Source organism: Brevibacillus sp. 7WMA2 (genome assembly GCF_010748895.1).
Lineage (GTDB): Bacteria > Bacillota > Bacilli > Brevibacillales > Brevibacillaceae > Brevibacillus_B > Brevibacillus_B halotolerans.
In genome coordinates, this window is sequence record NZ_CP048799.1 from 3,330,699 (window position 1) to 3,348,385 (window position 17,687).

The following is a 17,687-nucleotide window of genomic DNA, read 5'->3' on the forward strand; positions in this document are numbered from 1 at the left end:
TACTGCTTATGCAAAATGTAGTAGGAGGAACCTCCACATTCCTCCGCGCTGTTACTTTTACAACCTTCTCTAGCATTTAGGTATTGTATTTGCTACGGGTAGCGTAAAGGAAAACGCGATGATCCCCTGTTCTTCGCGTACCCCAAATGATGCATGATGTTTCTGCAAAATCGCTTGAACAATAGATAATCCCAATCCTGTACCGCTCAAGCTCTTATTTCGGGAGCTTTCGATTACATAGAAGGGTTGCCAGATTTTTTCTGAATACATGCTATCCCAGTGCTCAATGCCATTTTTTATGCAGAACACCAAATGCGCTTCTTCTCTTTGAATCGAGATTTCTATCTGTTGATTTTTTGTGTACTTCACCGCATTACTAATAAAGTTATCAAGTACAATCTCAATTTTCATTCGGTCCCCTAGGACAAAGCAATTACGCAATCCCCAATCTTCTACTGTCAGAATGAGCTGTTTCTGTGCAATGGCAATCTGATATTTATCTATGGTTTGCTTACATAAAAGACAAAAGTCAAATGACTCCATCGTGATTGGATCATTTTGTAGTCTGGATAGATTCAGGAGCTTGTCTACAATTCCAGACATCTCATCGGCTTGCTTTTTAATAACATCAACGAACGTGCCATCATCTAGCCCATCCTTTATCCCTGTAGAATATGCTTTGATAAGCGCAATCGGCGTTTTTAGCTCGTGGGAAATGTCCGAAATAAAGATACGCAGATTTTGATTTTTTTCTTCCAATGCTTCTAGGGCTTCCTTCAACTTATCACTCATCATATTAATGCTTTCCGCTAAGCTCTCTATTTCATCACCAGTCTGAATCTCGGATTTTTGAAAGGACAAATGGGAGATATCCTCTGCTGTTTGGCGTAACTGGCTCAGAGGACGTACAATTTGCCTAGCAATAAGCCATGACAATCCGATTGTCAGTAACAGTGTTCCTATCGCTAAATATAAGTTAAATTCGTTAACCATTTGAATAAATGCACTTGAATGTGCAATCGAATCTCCAATAACAAACAATGTCCCCTTCTTGTTTAAAAAGGTTACCAAAAAACTAGTTTCCAGCTTCTCTTGGCTATAAATTTTGCGGACTGTCTCATGCCTTTCTAATTTTTCAAAGCTCTCCTCTGTAATCCAGAATTTAGATAGCGTAATCCCTTTTTTATGTAATTCATCTCGTACCAATCCATTCATTTCATTCCTATCTGTACGAAAAGGGACTTGTACAATTGTTACATTGTAGTCATACTCCAGCTTCTCAACCTCGCGGAGCAATTGTGCGATATCCATTGGCTCCAGCTTAGCAGTAAGCTCTGCTAGATGGATCTTTTTTTGATACAAAATATAGCTCGGTAAAAAAAACGTAGTAAGAAGATAGGACAGCATAAACACAAAGCAGATTATCCCTGATGTGCGCAAAAATAACTTTCGACTTAGCTTATTCATGCCCTACTTCTAAGCTATATCCGACACCTCGATGTGTCTTGATGAGCTTCTCTCCAACTTTTTCACGGAGCCTACGGATATGTGTATCTACGGTTCTTTCCTCCCCATAATAATCGAATCCCCAAACCTGATCTAATAGCGTTTTCCGCGATAAAATTCTTCCGCGATTTGCTAGAAAGCATTTCATTAGTTGGAACTCCTTTTTTGTAGCCTCTAGATCGATTCCATCCTTATAAATTTTGCCTCCCTGCATATCCACCCGCAATGGACCAATCCGAATGCTATCTTCTATTTGCAGCAGTTTTTTTGCTCGCAATAATAAAATTCGCGGCTCAAAGGGCTTCCTGACATATTCATCGGCCCCCATTTCTAATGCCGTCAGCTCGTCCTCATGCTCTCCTTTAGCTGTAAGCAGTAAAACTTTAGCAGTATGATGTCCTTTCATCTCCCTGCACACCTCAAGTCCGCTAACCTTTGGCATCATCCAATCAATCACAGCAAGATCGATCCTGTGATTATAAAAGATTGCTAAGGCTTCCTCACCATCCCGTGCGGTAAACGTCTGAAATCCCTCTTTTTCAAAATAGAGGCGTATAATTCTCAGCATGTCCAAATCATCGTCTGCAAGTAATATATTCATAGATACTCCTTGTTTCTATCATGTAACGTAAGTAATCAATTTAATCTACCGTGTAATGATTACGATTCTGCTTAGCAAGACTCTTGATTACATCCATAACCTTTTTTACAGCTTTTCCAGAATCATTGGTTTTCATCTGTTGGATATAGGTTTCACGATTTTGATAAAGATGATAAACACTGTCCAAAAATGATTGATTGGTCATAGTCTCTTGCATAAGAATTGCTGCATATCCTGCCTGTTGAAAATTTTGTGCATTCTTTATTTGCCCATTTCTCGTGCCACCACTGGTATGTGGAATGAGTAGCATCGGCTTTTGCAGGGCTAACAATTCGTGTATGGAGTTAGAGCCAGCACGCGACACTACTATATCAGCCGCTGCCAATAAATCAGGCAATACATGTGTCACATATTCGAATTGTTGATACCCCTCCTGCTGGATGGATGCCTCTATTTTTCCCGGCCCACATAAATGGATCACCTGGAAGTTTTGTAATAGATCAGGTAAAACAGCCCGAACAACCTGATTGATCCTCTCTGCCCCTTGGCTCCCTCCCATCACAAGAAGGACGGGCTTTTGATAGGTAAAGTTACAGAAAGAAATTCCGCGCTCCCGATCCCCCGCTTTTAGCGTATCTTTTACAAGAGCTCCGATATGGATCGTCTTTTTTGATGAATTATTTTTTTTCGTTTCTAAAAAGGTTGTACACACCTTCGTCGCAAAAGGATAAGATATCCGATTAGCGAGTCCCATATGCACATCAGGTTCATAAATGATAGTAGCAATTCCATTTAGCTTTGCCCCGAGAACGACTGGGACAGAAACAAATCCTCCAAGAGAAAATACCACATCGGGTTTCAGCCTTCTTATTAGGAGATACGCTTGAAGGATGCCTTTCATCACTTTGTAAACATCAGTAAAGTTCTTCCAATCAAAATAGCGCCGTAGCTTACCAGTCGACACGCTATGGTAGTGAACCTGGTCAAATTCCGCTACAAGTCTTTGCTCAATACCATTCTTTGATCCGATATAATGGATTTCATAGTTTTCCTTTGTACATTCGAAAATCAGCACTAGGTTAGCCGTCACATGGCCCGCTGATCCGCCTCCTGTAAAAATGATTTTTTTCATCCTAGGAATCCTCCCATCTCTAGCATTTGTTTAACCTCTTGCTTTGTCATAAGGGAGCTTTCCGAATGATAGCTATGAAAACCAACTGGTTCACAATGAGCGTAATGCTCCTGTAGCTCTGGAGATTGATAAGTAGGGAGAATCACAAAGTATTCCTGATTTAAATGGATCGCTCTATGACTTTCACACTCGGAGATGAGTGTTTCATTACGTTTTTCTCCAGGTCGCAAACCCAAGTGTTTTATTCTTACATCAGATCTTCCTGATTCCTCGATGAATACCTCAGCCATGTCACTGATCTTACAAGATGGCATGTGTAAGACAAACGTCTCTCCGCCAACACTCTGCTCTGTAGCGATAAATAGCATCCGAATCGCTTCTTCTAGTCGTAAAAAAAATCTTGTCATTCGCATATCCGTCACACCCAAATCCAGTCCCTGCTGAATGTGATGTTGAAATATTGGAATGACGCTGCCTGTTGATCCTAAAACATTTCCACTTCTCACACAAACAAATTTAGTAGAAGTATCTCGCAGATTGGCTTGAATAATGAGGCGTTCCCCGATCGCCTTTGTCATCCCGTATGTACTTGAGGGATTTGAGGCTTTATCTGTTGATACATAAATCACTTTTTTTACCTTATTGAAAATAGCAGCTTCAATCACATTCTGTGTGCCGATTATATTCGTTTTAATAGCGATATCCGGCTGATTTTCACATATAGGTACATGCTTTAAAGCCGCTACATGATAGATATGGTCGACACCTTGGCAAGCCTGTATCATTTCCTGCTTATCGCGAATATCACCAATAATGAACTGTACGCGTTGATCATTAAAATGCTGACTCATCTCTACTTGAAGAGCTTCATTACGAGAATAGATACGTATCTCCTTAGGATGCTTCGTTAATAACTGGGTCACTAGCTCCCAGCCCCAGGAACCGGTACCTCCTGTTATTAAAAATGTCTCGTTTTTCATTCGAATCCCTCCAGCGCGTTGTTGAAAAATGACTAGATATATCGTAGTGCTGAAGTGTTACGCCAGTATGACAAAAAAAGAAAATGATACGATCGTGATGCTTAAACGACAAAAAAGTCACCCTGACAGGTGACTTTCCATTAATAAATGACGGTATGATACTCCTATGCTTACGAATGAACCAATTCGATTTGGACGACCTTTAGCTCTGAGTGTTGATCTTGCTTTTGCTCTACGACTGTCCAATTCTTAGAGAGCACAGACTGTAGCCAGATGACTTCCGCTTCTTTCAGCTTGATTTCCGATAGATATTCTCCCTTGTTTTCATAATCACGGTCAGCTACTTGGTTTAGTCTTACAGAGATCAGATATTTAATCCCATTGATTGTATTAAATTTAATCTGATATCCTTCTCTGACTGCTTGTTCAAGCTCATTCCAGTTTTGTCTGGAAAAATCGAGCAGATGAGAAAAGTCGAAGTCATCGCTACATTGCTGAAAATCGTTGATATCTTCCTTTTTTAAAGCGTCCAATAATGCTTCATCTGTCACACCCTCTGCTCGAAGGACTTCAATCATCAGTGCTTCATTTTGCGAAAGCTTTACTAAAGACATTGTGGAATCCCCTCTCGATCTTTGACTTATTCACTGAATAAATGACAGGCAACCTGGTGACCCGCACTAATCGATACTAGCTTTGGCTGCTCTTCTGCACAGCGTGACGATGCATAAGGACATCTCGATTGGAACTTACAGCCGCGAATGGTTGACAACGGGCTTGGAATGTCCCCTTTCATCATGATACGATTTTGATCGCGCAGCTTCGGATCAGCTACCGGTATAGAGGAAAGCAGTGCTTGTGTATAAGGATGTGCCGGATGCTCATATAGCTCGCCACTCTCAGCTACTTCTACCAATTGGCCTAAGTACATCACTCCAATACGGTCTGAAATATGACGGACCATCGATAGATCATGGGCGATGAACAGATAGGTCAACCCTAGTTCATTTTGCAAATCCTCTAGCATATTGACCACTTGGGCTTGAACAGATACATCCAGTGCTGAGATTGGTTCATCGCACATAATAAACTCCGGCTTCACAGCAAGAGATCGAGCAATGCTGACCCTTTGTCTTTGCCCACCGCTAAATTCATGCGGGTAACGCTCCAGATGTTCTTTCTTTAAACCTACACGCTCCAAGAGAGCCGAAATGATTTCCTTACGCTCATTTGCCCCGAGTGATTCATGGATATTCATAGGTTCACTGATCAGCTCAAAGACAGTCATACCCGGATTTAAAGAAGAATACGGGTCCTGAAAAATCGTTTGCATTCGTTTGCGGAATGGCTTAAGCTGTTGTTCGTTCATTTTTGCTACATCATGTCCATCAAACAGTATTTTCCCTTCAGTCACATCGAACAGTCGAACGATACTGCGTCCTGTTGTAGATTTACCACAGCCAGACTCACCAACCAGTCCAAACGTTTCTCCCTTATAAATCTGAAAACTGACATCGTCCACAGCCTTCACATATGTCTTTACCCCTCCAAAAAAGCCTTTATGGATTGGATAATATTTTTTGAGATGCTCTACATCAACTAAAATGTCTTTGGTTTTCATACCGATTCCCCCCGATCTCTTCTCCCAGCCAGCATTTCATCCGTTGATCGGAGCCCAATTCATAAGAAGGCGGAATCTGATTCAGACATTTATCCATCATATGCGGGCAACGCTCGGCAAATGGACAGCCATTCGTAGGGTTTAATAAACTAGGCGGAGTTCCCTCGATGGGAATTAGTCTTTCTTTATTTCCCTTATGATGTTTCGGCAGGGAACGCAAAAGCCCCTGTGTATAAGGATGCTGCGGGCGATAAAAGATATCCTCAACCTTCCCCTCCTCCATCACCATACCGCTGTACATGACAATTACTCTTGTACATACTTGGGCAACTACACCCAAATCATGCGTGATCAGCATAACTGCTGTATCTGATTGGTTAGCGAGCTCTTTTATTAAATCAAGAATCTGCGCCTGAATCGTTACATCTAATGCGGTAGTAGGCTCATCGGCGATCAATAGCTCCGGTTCACATGAAAGCGCCATTGCAATCATCACTCTCTGCCTCATTCCGCCGCTGAATTCATGGGGATATTGGTTGAAGCGTTCCTCAGCAGAGGAAATGCCTACCTGTTTTAATAATTCGATTGCCTTTTGTTTCGCTACAGACTTACTCACCTTTTGATGTCTGATGATTACTTCCGTTAGCTGTCGCCCGATTTTATATACCGGATTCAGCGAAGTCATGGGGTCTTGAAAGATCATAGCGATCTGATTCCCACGAATTGCTTTATGCTCCTTTTCTGTCGCTAAAAGCAGATCCTTTTCACCGAAATTGATCTGTCCACCAACAATTTTTCCCGGGTGTGCAATCAAAGAGAGAATGGATTTGGCGGTTACGCTTTTTCCACTTCCCGACTCGCCTACAATCCCAATTATCTCACCTTTGTGTACGGAAAAACTGACTCCTCTAACAGCCTGCACCTCTCCAGCGCGTGTGAAGAAGGACGTTCTTAAATTCTTCACATCCAATAAAACTTCCGTCATATGACTCACTCCAAGCTGATCATCTTCATTCGTTATTCTATGTCTATTCGTCATTGGCTTTTGTTTCAAAGGCTACTCGCAAAACATCCCCTAAGACATTAAAGCTCATTACCGTAAGCAGAATAAACAAGCCGGGAAATAGAGCTAGATGGGGTGCTTCCCCTATAAATCCTTGTGCGTTGTTTAGCATGCTCCCCCAGGATGAATTAGGCTGTTGAATACCTAATCCCAGAAAGCTCAGCGCCGACTCCATCAAGATCGCAGAAGCAATATTGATGGTCGCCGTCACAATGATAGTAGAAGAGATACTTGGAATGATGTGATAGCAGATCATTTTAAATGAGCTTTGTCCCGACACCTTGGCGTACAATACATATTCTCGTTCCTTGACAGATAGTGTCTCTGCTCGGACAAGTCTAGCTACATTCATCCAGGTCAAAAGTCCAATAATAATAATCACGGTTTGAATACTAGGCTTTAAATACACACTTAGAATCAGCATTAATAAAAAGGATGGAATTGACATTAAAATCTCTACGGTGCGCATGATGATGCTATCGACCATGCCTCCAAAATAGCCGCTAATCGCTCCAATTGTTGTACCAAGTCCGGTAGCGATAATCATAGCAGCAAATCCCACCAGTAAAGAGACTCGCCCACCATATAGAGCCCGAGAAAAATAATCTCTACCGTAATCATCAGTTCCAAAAAAGTGCGTTTGGCTCATCGCCTGAAGCCTATCCTGAATAACGATCTGATTAGGATCATACGGAGCTAAAAAAGCAAATAGGGAGCCAAGGGCAAAAACAAGCAGAATCATAATCGAGATCAAGCCCAGCTTATTAGAGAACAATTCCATTTTTACGTTATTCCATCTTCTTCTATTCATCTTGCTACCTCCATGCCCTGATTCGAGGATCAACTACGCTGTATAGGATATCTGCCAGTAAATTGCCGATGATAAGCAAGACGGACGTAAACATGGTAATCGCCATAATGATTGGGTAATCAAATCCAAAGGCAGCCTTAATACTAAGTGAGCCAATTCCCGGCCAAGAAAATACCGTTTCAGTAATAATCGCTCCAGCAATCAAATCAGGTAATGACATCCCCAGAAGGGTAATAATCGGTAAAAGTACATTTTTTAGCACATGGCGAAAAAGAATCTGCCATCGGGTAGAGCCGTACGCGTATTGGATTTGAACATAATCCTCTTTTAGTTGTCCAATCGTATTGGAACGAATATATCTCATATAAACAGACAATTGCCCAAAACTAAGAACCAAACAGGGAAGAATCCCGTGCTTGATAACATCCCAGGCGGAGGTCACTCCGATTGTTCTTATTCCCATGCTAGGAAGAAGATGCAGTTTAATCGCAAAAAAGTAAATCAGAAGCATAGCAAACCAAAAGGCTGGAATGGAAATGCCTACATATGAAAACATATTTAAAATACTGTCAATCCATTTATTTCGATTTGCCCCTGCCAGCAATCCTAATGGAATAGCCAACAGAACAGAGAGAAGGATAGAAGCTCCCATTAACCCTGCTGTTGCCGGCAACCGTTCGATTACCTGTGTCAGCACAGGCCGATGATTGATAAGTGAATAGCCAAAATCACCCATAAACACATTTTTCAGCCACATCAAATACTGAACATATCCAGGTCGATCTAATCCCATGTTATGCCGAATCCGTTCGATATCCTCAAGACTCATTTTGGGAGTAATGAAGGCTTGCAGGGGATCACCGGGAGCCAGCTTTATCAAAGCAAAGCAAACAATAGAAATAAAAAATAACATTGGAATGGATTGAAGAATCCGTTTTGCTATAAATGAAAACACATGAATGTCCTCCTACAACAGCTTCTGGGAATGAAAATAAGCTGATTCGAATCAGCTTATTTTCTCCCTTGTTCCCTATAAATGATTGAACTATTATTATTGCTCGTAAATTTTCGACAAATCCTCAAACATGGTAACCGGCTTCGTAACCGCCTCTTGCAACCCACCAAATTTTTTGTCCACCGCTATAATGGATTTAGGGTATGCAATGGGATAGATTGGTACATCATCTGCTACTGTTTGCTGGATTTTTTTATACAGCTCAGCACGTTTTGCCGTATCAACCTCTACAGCAGCCTTGGACCATAGCTGATCAAACTCTTTGTTATTGTAGTGCGAATAGTTAAAAGGCTCTGTACTAACAAATAGAGATTTATAAGCATCCGGTTCATAGCCCATAATATAGCCGCCAAAGGACAAGTCATAATCTTTGTTTTTCATATCCTGAGATTTGTTTGAGAACGCTGCTGGATCTAATGGCTGTAGTTCGATTTCAATTCCGATATCTTTCAATTTCTGCTGAAGATAGAGTGCTTGGCTGGTTTGCGGTTTATTGTTATTCACATAGGCCAATCTAAGCTTCAAATGATTGACTCCTGCTTTTTTAAGCAATTCCTTAGCTTTCTCCACGTTATAATCATACGTAGGCAACTCCTTTGTATAGTAAAGCGCATCAGGAGTAAGCAAGGAATAAGCAGGCTCAGCATAATCAAGAGACGAGTACGCTGCATGAACTAATTCATTTTTATCAATCGCATAGGCAATCGCTTGGCGAACCTCTTTTTTCTGTAAAACATCAATATTGAGGTTAAAAGCCATGTACACCAATCGACCTTCATTATATTTAATTAAGGTAAACATCTGCATGTCATTCATCTTGTTATAATCCTGTGGGTCGATGAACTTCATTTGAATTTCGCCATTTTGCATTGCTAAATTCGCAGCGTTACTATCCTTGGTAATTCGATACGTGATCGTGTCTAAGTAGGATTTTCCTGCAAAGTAGTTATCAAAGCGTTCTAAGGTTACATACTCTCCAGGTTTATATTCCTTGAATTTGAACGGACCAGAACCGACTGGACTGAAGTTTTTTTCACTCTTTTCAATATCCTCTATATTTTCAAAAATATGTTTAGGAATAGGGGAAACCTGAACCAAAGCTCCCTCAAAAGCTGCACTGACCTGAGGAAGTACAAAGTCTACTGTTGTATCGTCAACTTTTTTCACCTGAATCGGCTTTCCATCTAAGACAAACAAGCTTCGTTGTGGGCTGTGTTGCTTTTCATCCAAAATACTAGCAAGCGTAAAAACTACATCATCAGCAGTCAGCTTTTTTCCATCATGCCAAGTCAGGTTATCTCGCAGTTTTAGCGTATAGGTTAAAAAATCCTTGGATTGCGTCAGGCTCTCAGCCAATACAAATGTTTTCTTCCCCTCATTGATCGTAAATAAGGGTGCAAACAAGGATTGATTAATCGTTAAGGTCACGCGATCCCCAGCATAGTTCGGGTTAAGTGCGCTAGGATCATCGCCAACTGCGATTACCAAGCTTCCCCCATTTTTGGGTGTGCCGCTCCCGGCTACAGGTTGACTTTGGTCTCCTCCCTGCTGAGGTGCTGTACCTTCACTAGCACAGCCGCTAAGAAATAAAAGGATACTCATCATAATAGAAATAATTCCAAAGCGCTTCGTCATGTCGACTCCTCCGATTTTGATCTTCATTTCGGGAATAACGTTAAGTTGTTTTCTAGTATAGCACCTTAACGAAAAAAGGCAAGTAAACCGATCGGAATTAATCCATAAAATAAAATAAAGCAGCCATTACAGGATGACTGCCTGTTAATGCCTGCTTTACATCTGGATAATTCGGCTTTGCACAAGATTCGCTCCTCAAGCATGAGAAGCTCCCTACTGATGTTTTTCACAAGGAAACGATAAGGTGATCGCAGTACCCCTGCCTACTCCTGTTTCTACCTCGACTGTACCGTGATGCCCCTCTGCAATGGCCTTTGCGATACTCATTCCCAGACCGGAGCCTTCTGTCTTCTCCTCCGTATGAGTGCCACGATAATAACGTTCAAATAGCTTTTCTTTCGTTTCCTCATCCATTCCTAATCCTTCATCTTTTACAATTAATATTGCTCTGTTCTCCTGGCGCTTCGTCATAACTGTAACCATCGTCCCCGGAGGAGTATGCTTGACTGCATTGATAATCAGGTTATCCAGCATGCGCGTGAACCACTTCGGATTAGCCATCATGTACAGTGGCTCAGGATTACTTTCGTAGGTAAATGAGGTTTCCTCTATGGTTACGTCATTGATATGCTGCAAGATAATCCTTCTTACAAATTCATTTAGCTCCACCCGTTCTACAAAAAAGGATACCGCATTGTTCTTTAATTGAAAGGAAAGGGAAAAATCCTCTACTAAGATCCGCATATAATCCGCCTTTTCTCGAATCATATGCCCCACTTTCTGTAATTCCGTTTCTGTCCAATCAAGCTGTTTGCTTTCAAGCATATGTCCATAGCCCTGAATGGTTGTCAGAGGCGTTCGCAGGTCGTGAGTAATTCCAGTCATCCACTCTTCTCTGGTTTTTTCTAACCGTTTTTTCTCCCGCTCCGACTCTGTTAGCTTTTCAGCCATTTGATAAAAAGCCTCAATAACCTCCTGATAAAGTCGATATCGCATGCGTAGCTTTCCGCTTTTACGATACGCATTTTTCCTGTCCTTCTTGGTCAATACCTCATCGTAGCGTCCCTGTCCCATTCGCTCCAGCCAGCCAATAAATAACAGCAACGGCTGACCATAACGATAGCCATGCCAGATGGAAAAAAGAATGGCCAGAGCAAAAAGTCCCCCGCATAATTTTACAAGAGTATAAATGATTTCATGTAAAAGCGGTTGCTTCTGATACTCTCCGTCTTTTTTCGTAATATGTAGAACCCACGTATTAAAAGATGTAGGGTCATAATATACATCAATTTTCGTCGGATAAGAACCTGGCTCCATCTGCATCTTCACTAAATCAATAGGAAGATACTGCTGTTTCTCTGTTTTTTTGCCAATTGTTTGAATAACATTTCCTTGTGGATCGACAACATGTAGGTAACCTAGATCATTCACTTCTTTTTCTATCTGTGCCAGAGAAGAAGTGGCCACTATTCCTTGATGAGCATAGCGGGCAAACCATTTAGCCGCCAATTCTTTGTTTGGTTCACTATTACCTAGTAAAAATAAATACGGTGAATCAAATGTGTTATAAATCTTTGTGTATATCGTATATGAATTCCAATGACCTGTTTGATGAATCCCCCACAGCTCATCGATTCGATAGCTGTTTGGCAAGCCTTCGGGAACATTGACTGAATGAATAACGCGCCCATCTTCCCTAACGATTTGTAGCCACATGTCCTTTTCACGTATCTGCTTTAGTAACAAGTCATTTAATTGGACTTTGTCTTTTTCAATTATGGTATCAGACACCATTATGTCCAGTGCACCTGTGGGAAAGTTCCGTTTAATCTCGTTCTGACTGATTTCTTGTACAAGTACAATTAATCCCACAGTGATGAGCAGAAGTGTTCCGATTGCAAGTAAAAAAAACTGATACATAAAGTGTACAGCTAGCCTTCGTTTTAACCTACTCACGTCTGTTCTCCTTGACAAGTTTGTACCCCAGCCCTCGAACGGTTACCAGATATTTTGGATCGCTGGGATTAACCTCAATTTTTTCACGAATTCTACGAATATGAACCATGACAGTGTTATCATCTGCTAGACCATCTAATCCCCATACCGCTTCATACAATTGACCTTTCGAAAATATCCGATTGGGATGTTTACACAAATAGAGCAGCAACAGAAAAACCTGTGCCGGACACGAGACCCGCTGTCCTTCCACGATAAGCTCCCCTGCCGTTTCGTTTACGATAAACCTGCCAAAATTGTAGCTATATGTTGTAATCTCTGGCTCTGAGATTGGAATAGATAAATTATCTCGTCTCAGGCGAGCCTTAATTCTCGCAGCGATTTCCAATGGATTAAATGGTTTTGTTACATAATCATCTCCGCCTGTAGCAAATCCCGTCAAAATGTCCAAATCGGAGGCTCTTGCCGTAACGAACAAGATATGGGCATGGGACATCTGCCTGATTTTTGGACAAATATCAAACCCACTTTGGTCCGGCAGCATGACATCAAGCACAATGAAATCTGGTTTCTGCTCCTGAACCATTTGCAAGGCTTCCTTTGCTGTTGAAGCGTGAAATATTTGATGAAAGCCTTCATTTCTCAATACTTTCTCCAGCATTATAACAATTGATCTTTCATCATCAACAAGTAAGATCTTGGCGTTCTCCACAATTCTCCACCTCGTTGTTATCCTATCACAGTAACCTTAACAACACCTTAACGTTAAGGCGGAGATTTTATCCCTGCATAAGGCTGTGTTTACTTTTCCATAAAGGAGCTGTTTTATCGTAGTGGCCGAGATGAATACGAAATGGAGCTAAACAGACAAAAAATAACAGTCGTAGACGGAATCTGCGGAGTAAGACTTTTAGGTGTCCTGATGGCTAACGTGTTGATTTTTCAATATGGACTGTCAATGAAAAAAACAAGTTAGTCTGTTACACATAACTACTATTTTGTTCAAACAAAGAGCGATCGTTTTCATAGTGAGCTGTCTAGGAAAACAATCGCTCTTACTTTTATTTTACAAAGTAGCTTAGGAGTACGTTCTATTGGAGTCAGTCAAAGCAGAGGAACATCGGCTTCGTATTCATGGCTTTCTCATTCTATTATTTTTGATGCACAAAAACCTATTTTTTAATCCTTTGTAACAAGAATCTTATTTGCTAAATAACATACTTTTGGAAATATTTCCAATCTATTACTGAAAGATGGTGTTCATAATGTCAGCAACAGAAAAAGGCTTAGCCAGTCGAATAGATTTCTTTGCTCGCGGCAATGATCAAGCTCTTTGGCATAACTGGCAAGTTGCTTCAAGTAAAAGTGGTTGGAGTGGCTGGACCTCCCTAGGTGGTGCCATTCATTCACCTGTAGTAGCTCGTAATGCTGATGGACGCTTAGAGGTTTTTGCTATTGGTACAGATAATGCCCTCTGGCATATTTGGGAATTGACCCCGAATGGTCGTTGGAGTGATTGGGCTTCTCTTGGCGGTTGGATCGATAGGTTAGCTGTAGGTAAAAATGCTGATGGGCGCTTAGAGGTCTTTGCTCGGGGGAGCGATCAGGCTCTTTGGCATATTTGGCAAAGTGCTCCTAATAATGGCTGGAGTAAGTGGGACTCCCTCGGTGGCTGGATTGATCTGCTAACCGTAGGAAAAAATGCGGATGGGCGCTTAGAAATTTTTGCTCGGGGCAGCGATCAGGCTCTTTGGCATATTTGGCAGAGTGCTCCTAATAATGGCTGGAGTAAGTGGGCTTCCCTTGGTGGCTGGATTGATCTGCTTGCTGTAGGACGCAATGCCGATGGGCGCTTAGAGATCTTTGCTCGGGGGAGTGACAAGGCTCTTTGGCATATTTGGCAAAGTGCCCCTGATAATGGCTGGAGTAAGTGGGACTCTCTCGGCGGTTGGATTGATCTGCTTGCTGTAGGACACAATGCTGATGGACGCTTAGAGGTTTTTGCTCGGGGGAGTGATCAGGCTCTTTGGCATATTTGGCAAAGTGCTCCTAGTAATGGCTGGAATAATTGGGCTTCCCTTGGTGGGTGGATTGATCTGCTAGAAGTGGGACAGAATGCGGACGGGCGTCTAGAGGTCTTCGCTCGGGGTAATGACAAGGCTCTTTGGCATATTTGGCAGAGCGCTCCTAGTAATGGTTGGGGGGATTGGGACTCCTTAGGTGGGGGGATTGACCAGATAACGGTAGAGTCCAAATTCCGTTAATGAAATACCCAGTAATGCATTTATCAGTTTCATACACGAAAAGATAAAAGAGAAAATGGAGATTAACATCGACTGATTGTTACATCTCCATTTTCCTTTATGTTAGCAAAAAAGATTTGCAGCCTACTTACAGACTTCTTTCTAAAGCTCCACCATAGGGATTAATCTCAAACGTAAGCTACTCCCCTTTGATAATCTCTTGTACTCTACCTACCATTCCGTTCGTCAATCTTACTTTTATGCCATGTGGATGCGTGCTGGAATTCGTCAGAATGTCTTTCACAATTCCTCTTGTACGCTTTCCTGTTCGCTGATCTTGTTTTAAAACAATCTCCACTTCTAGACCAGCTATGATCTCACTTCGCTTTTTCCCATTCATGTCCGCACCGCCTGTACCATGCTATATCATTCCTATCTATTTGATTACCAACGTAAGACTTCATCTAGTCCCTTCCAAGTGATAAAACGTTCACATTCACGCAGCGTCCCCGTTCCAATCCCGTATTCGTCCATCTTCTCCGCCTGCAAATCTAGAAGATGAAGCATGCCTCCATAGGTACCGACTGCCAATAGCGTTTCGTCCTTGGAGACCGCCATGTCAGAAATCGTACTGCCCACAAAATGACGCCATAGCTCCTGACCTTCCGGATTGATATAACACACGTAGCCGTATGCATTGCCAAGCACAGTGCCCCCTGATAGTGCCACAGCAGTATAGACCCTGGATTCTTCATCCATGATTGGCCACTCTTCTACTGATTTCGCCTGACCATTATCCACCTCTTTCAATGGAACGCGAAACATTATTCCATTATAAAAGTGACATGAGTTAAACCAAACGCTCTGATTGTCTTTAGAAAATAAGCAGTAATGCGGGTAGCTAGACTCCGGGTAGAACGAATGGCTCTCCCCTGTTTTTCGATCTATAAGCAAATGGTCACTGCATTGACTGCCAAAGGCAATCCAACGTTCATCATGGGAAACAGAAGCGTGAGGCATATCAATGTTAGTATCCTCCAGCTCATCTTCTAAGCACTCTGACACACTAGGATGCAGGAGAGTTACTTGATCTTTTTCTATGAAGTAAATCCCGTACCCACTAGCCAGTAGCAAACTTTTCCCGTCTGAAAATGGTATTACTTCCTCTAGTATTTCCTCAGGATGCTCACAATCTGCAAGTGTATTCAAATCAGGAATTGTTGATTTAATCTGTGACAATATATCCTCCCAACGAAACACTGCTACTTCTTCTCCCTGTAAATGTCGATCCGGATGACGAATCAGACGGATATCCCGCTGACTAACCAAAGCATATACAGAACCATCCATCGAGCAGCCAATATAGCTTAGCTCTTTACATTGCTCTACGCCCTCTTCACTCGCTATGAAAACACTACTTTTCTCCCATGTTGCTCCTGAGGTGAAGACGATTGTTTTGCCATCCAGAAATGAAATAGACCTTACAGCCTGCATCTCCTTTTCAAACCTCGTAGCCAATGGCCATGTCGCAGGAGGAAGCTCTTGACGAAGCTGTTGCCATTTACCCTTCTTGTTAGCGTCCTTTATCATTTCGAAAACTTCTTCCGCCAATTGAGACCTTTGATCATCTGAAGGATATGCAGGCTCCTGTTTTCCTTCCATCTCTCTTATTTCGCGGATAAAACGGTTTACATCTGAAGCATAACGTTTTCCTTCCTCACGCCATGCCCCTGCCACTTCTTTGTTTAACCAGTCCATGTCTTCCCCTCCTAGATGCTTTCGTTAAAAGAAACTGAATTCACTTGTAAGCCGATATGATTAACTCCTGATTCTCAAGAAGGAGGTGGGCGGCATCAATCTATCCTCTAGAAACTCCTGCCGTCTTCTCTCGTGAGTTAATCCATCCTTGTTTTTCTCTTACGGGATAGATGATGAAATTTGCTCTCCCGTCATGGAGCACGCTGCAAGAACAAGCCAAAAATTCTTGTCATCATAACCATTGATGACTCCACTGATCCTATATCCAGGATATAAATACTCTGGTTTTACCTGACTCTTAACAGCCTCGTACTCTGTGACTGCATAGACGCTATCGTTTACCCTAATGATAATTCCCTGAGGATAAAACATTTCGATGACTCCCATGATTTCCTGGCCTATGCTATACTCACTCTTGATCTGATCCCATTCTGCCTTATATGGTTCCAGCACGAAGTCCCATAGCCTTTCAAATTCAGCTTTATCTATCACTTCATTGTCTGCATACTCTATTTCAATCTCACTTAATTTAAAATTAGGTCTAGTCGATACCGTATAATGATCGTTATCGGTTACCACAATTTGTCGATATGCGACTCTGCGATCATCAATCTCAAAATAATAGAGTTCATTCTCCTCCATTACTGGCACTCTTACATATTGCATGAAATGTCGCTCCTCCTCATACATTTATTCGTATAAATCCACTCATTTCTTTCGACTTTGCTAATCTTCAAATTTTTTCTGTAGCTTATGGAGTATTTTTACGATAGCGTCCCGATTCTTCGCCTCTTTCATATACGCAGGAAGGGAATGAGAAGCAGTTCGCATAGGACCATTTGCTGGTTTTTCACGCAAGGTGGCTGACGTATAGGATATCAGATAGCTCAAATGCTCTCGATTTACAGCCCACACCGGTTTCCCGCGAAAATAATCCAAATAGTATAGCTCCATATGAAAAATGGGATCCCTCCCACCTCGAATATCCTGATATCGCCAACGATAATCTGTCACTCTATGCATTGGCACTTGATTGATTGTCTGGCAATGAGGGCAAGCTATATTTAGTTGTTTTTGGGTTAGTTGCTTTTCATCCTTTACTTCCAGATTGAAGTATCTTTCACAATGCTGGCATACCCCTCTAGCCGAGTATTTATAGGCTTCCATTTGCGTTTCGGCATGATAACACGCTCCGCATCTTAGAACATATTCATTAGATTCTATTGAAATATATGCGTTTTTCGAACATTTCGGGCAATGCACGACTACCTTGCCCCCATAATGAGTTACCATATTAAAGCAATATTTATGACCATACTCATCTGTAAATCGTTCCAATATAGACCCTCCTACTTGTTTATCTCTA

17 protein-coding genes are annotated in these 17,687 nt (G+C 41.8%); 1 reads left to right on the plus strand and 16 read right to left on the minus strand.

Going from position 1 to position 17,687, the window contains the following annotated elements; genetic code table 11:
* Positions 1-69: 69 nt before the first annotated feature.
* From GOP56_RS13900 to GOP56_RS13955, 12 genes are all read right to left on the minus strand, one after another.
* On the minus strand, positions 70-1,467 hold the full coding sequence (locus GOP56_RS13900) for a sensor histidine kinase (RefSeq protein WP_163245875.1): 1,398 nt from the start codon (positions 1,465-1,467) through the stop codon (positions 70-72).
* Positions 1,460-2,107, minus strand: a complete 648-nt coding sequence (locus GOP56_RS13905) for a response regulator transcription factor (protein WP_163245876.1) — start codon at positions 2,105-2,107, stop codon at positions 1,460-1,462. Before GOP56_RS13905 ends, GOP56_RS13900 begins: the two co-directional genes overlap by 8 nt.
* 40 nt (positions 2,108-2,147) lie before the next feature.
* Positions 2,148-3,239, minus strand: a complete 1,092-nt coding sequence (locus GOP56_RS13910; protein WP_163245877.1) for an undecaprenyldiphospho-muramoylpentapeptide beta-N-acetylglucosaminyltransferase — start codon at positions 3,237-3,239, stop codon at positions 2,148-2,150.
* Positions 3,236-4,219 (minus strand): polysaccharide biosynthesis protein, encoded by a 984-nt coding sequence (locus GOP56_RS13915; protein WP_163245878.1) that lies wholly within the window; start codon positions 4,217-4,219, stop codon positions 3,236-3,238. The genes GOP56_RS13910 and GOP56_RS13915 overlap by 4 nt, the downstream gene beginning before the upstream one ends.
* Positions 4,220-4,389: 170 nt before the next feature.
* Positions 4,390-4,833: a hypothetical protein gene (locus GOP56_RS13920; protein ID WP_163245879.1), complete on the minus strand. Its 444-nt coding sequence runs from the start codon at positions 4,831-4,833 to the stop codon at positions 4,390-4,392.
* A 26-nt stretch (positions 4,834-4,859) separates the two neighbouring features.
* Positions 4,860-5,840 carry an ABC transporter ATP-binding protein gene (locus tag GOP56_RS13925; RefSeq protein ID WP_163245880.1) on the minus strand — a complete coding sequence of 327 codons (981 nt, stop codon included), beginning with the start codon at positions 5,838-5,840 and terminating at the stop codon, positions 4,860-4,862.
* Positions 5,815-6,825: an ABC transporter ATP-binding protein gene (locus GOP56_RS13930; protein ID WP_163245881.1), complete on the minus strand. Its 1,011-nt coding sequence runs from the start codon at positions 6,823-6,825 to the stop codon at positions 5,815-5,817. The genes GOP56_RS13925 and GOP56_RS13930 overlap by 26 nt, the downstream gene beginning before the upstream one ends.
* 43 nt (positions 6,826-6,868) lie before the next feature.
* On the minus strand, positions 6,869-7,714 hold the full coding sequence (locus GOP56_RS13935; RefSeq protein WP_163245882.1) for an ABC transporter permease: 846 nt from the start codon (positions 7,712-7,714) through the stop codon (positions 6,869-6,871).
* Positions 7,715-7,718: 4 nt separating this feature from the next.
* On the minus strand, positions 7,719-8,669 hold the full coding sequence (locus tag GOP56_RS13940; protein WP_163245883.1) for an ABC transporter permease: 951 nt from the start codon (positions 8,667-8,669) through the stop codon (positions 7,719-7,721).
* 96 nt (positions 8,670-8,765) lie between these two features.
* On the minus strand, positions 8,766-10,364 hold the full coding sequence (locus GOP56_RS13945; protein ID WP_022585491.1) for an ABC transporter substrate-binding protein: 1,599 nt from the start codon (positions 10,362-10,364) through the stop codon (positions 8,766-8,768).
* A 213-nt stretch (positions 10,365-10,577) separates the two neighbouring features.
* Positions 10,578-12,320 (minus strand): sensor histidine kinase, encoded by a 1,743-nt coding sequence (locus GOP56_RS13950; protein WP_163245884.1) that lies wholly within the window; start codon positions 12,318-12,320, stop codon positions 10,578-10,580.
* Positions 12,313-13,032 carry a response regulator transcription factor gene (locus GOP56_RS13955; RefSeq protein WP_003334412.1) on the minus strand — a complete coding sequence of 240 codons (720 nt, stop codon included), beginning with the start codon at positions 13,030-13,032 and terminating at the stop codon, positions 12,313-12,315. Before GOP56_RS13955 ends, GOP56_RS13950 begins: the two co-directional genes overlap by 8 nt.
* 553 nt (positions 13,033-13,585) lie before the next feature.
* Between GOP56_RS13955 and GOP56_RS13960 the strand changes: the two genes are divergently transcribed.
* Positions 13,586-14,584 carry a PLL family lectin gene (locus GOP56_RS13960; RefSeq protein WP_163245885.1) on the plus strand — a complete coding sequence of 333 codons (999 nt, stop codon included), beginning with the start codon at positions 13,586-13,588 and terminating at the stop codon, positions 14,582-14,584.
* A gap of 178 nt (positions 14,585-14,762) precedes the next feature.
* Here the strand turns inward: GOP56_RS13960 and GOP56_RS13965 are convergent, their stop codons facing one another.
* From GOP56_RS13965 to GOP56_RS13980, 4 genes are all read right to left on the minus strand, one after another.
* Positions 14,763-14,963 (minus strand): YwbE family protein, encoded by a 201-nt coding sequence (locus GOP56_RS13965; RefSeq protein WP_003334410.1) that lies wholly within the window; start codon positions 14,961-14,963, stop codon positions 14,763-14,765.
* Between the two features lie 44 nt (positions 14,964-15,007).
* Positions 15,008-16,321, minus strand: coding sequence for a WD40 repeat domain-containing protein (locus GOP56_RS13970; RefSeq protein WP_163245886.1), 1,314 nt, complete (start codon positions 16,319-16,321; stop codon positions 15,008-15,010).
* A 159-nt stretch (positions 16,322-16,480) separates the two neighbouring features.
* Positions 16,481-16,987 carry a hypothetical protein gene (locus GOP56_RS13975; protein WP_163245887.1) on the minus strand — a complete coding sequence of 169 codons (507 nt, stop codon included), beginning with the start codon at positions 16,985-16,987 and terminating at the stop codon, positions 16,481-16,483.
* Between the two features lie 60 nt (positions 16,988-17,047).
* Positions 17,048-17,659: a hypothetical protein gene (locus tag GOP56_RS13980; protein ID WP_163245888.1), complete on the minus strand. Its 612-nt coding sequence runs from the start codon at positions 17,657-17,659 to the stop codon at positions 17,048-17,050.
* Positions 17,660-17,687: the final 28 nt, after the last annotated feature.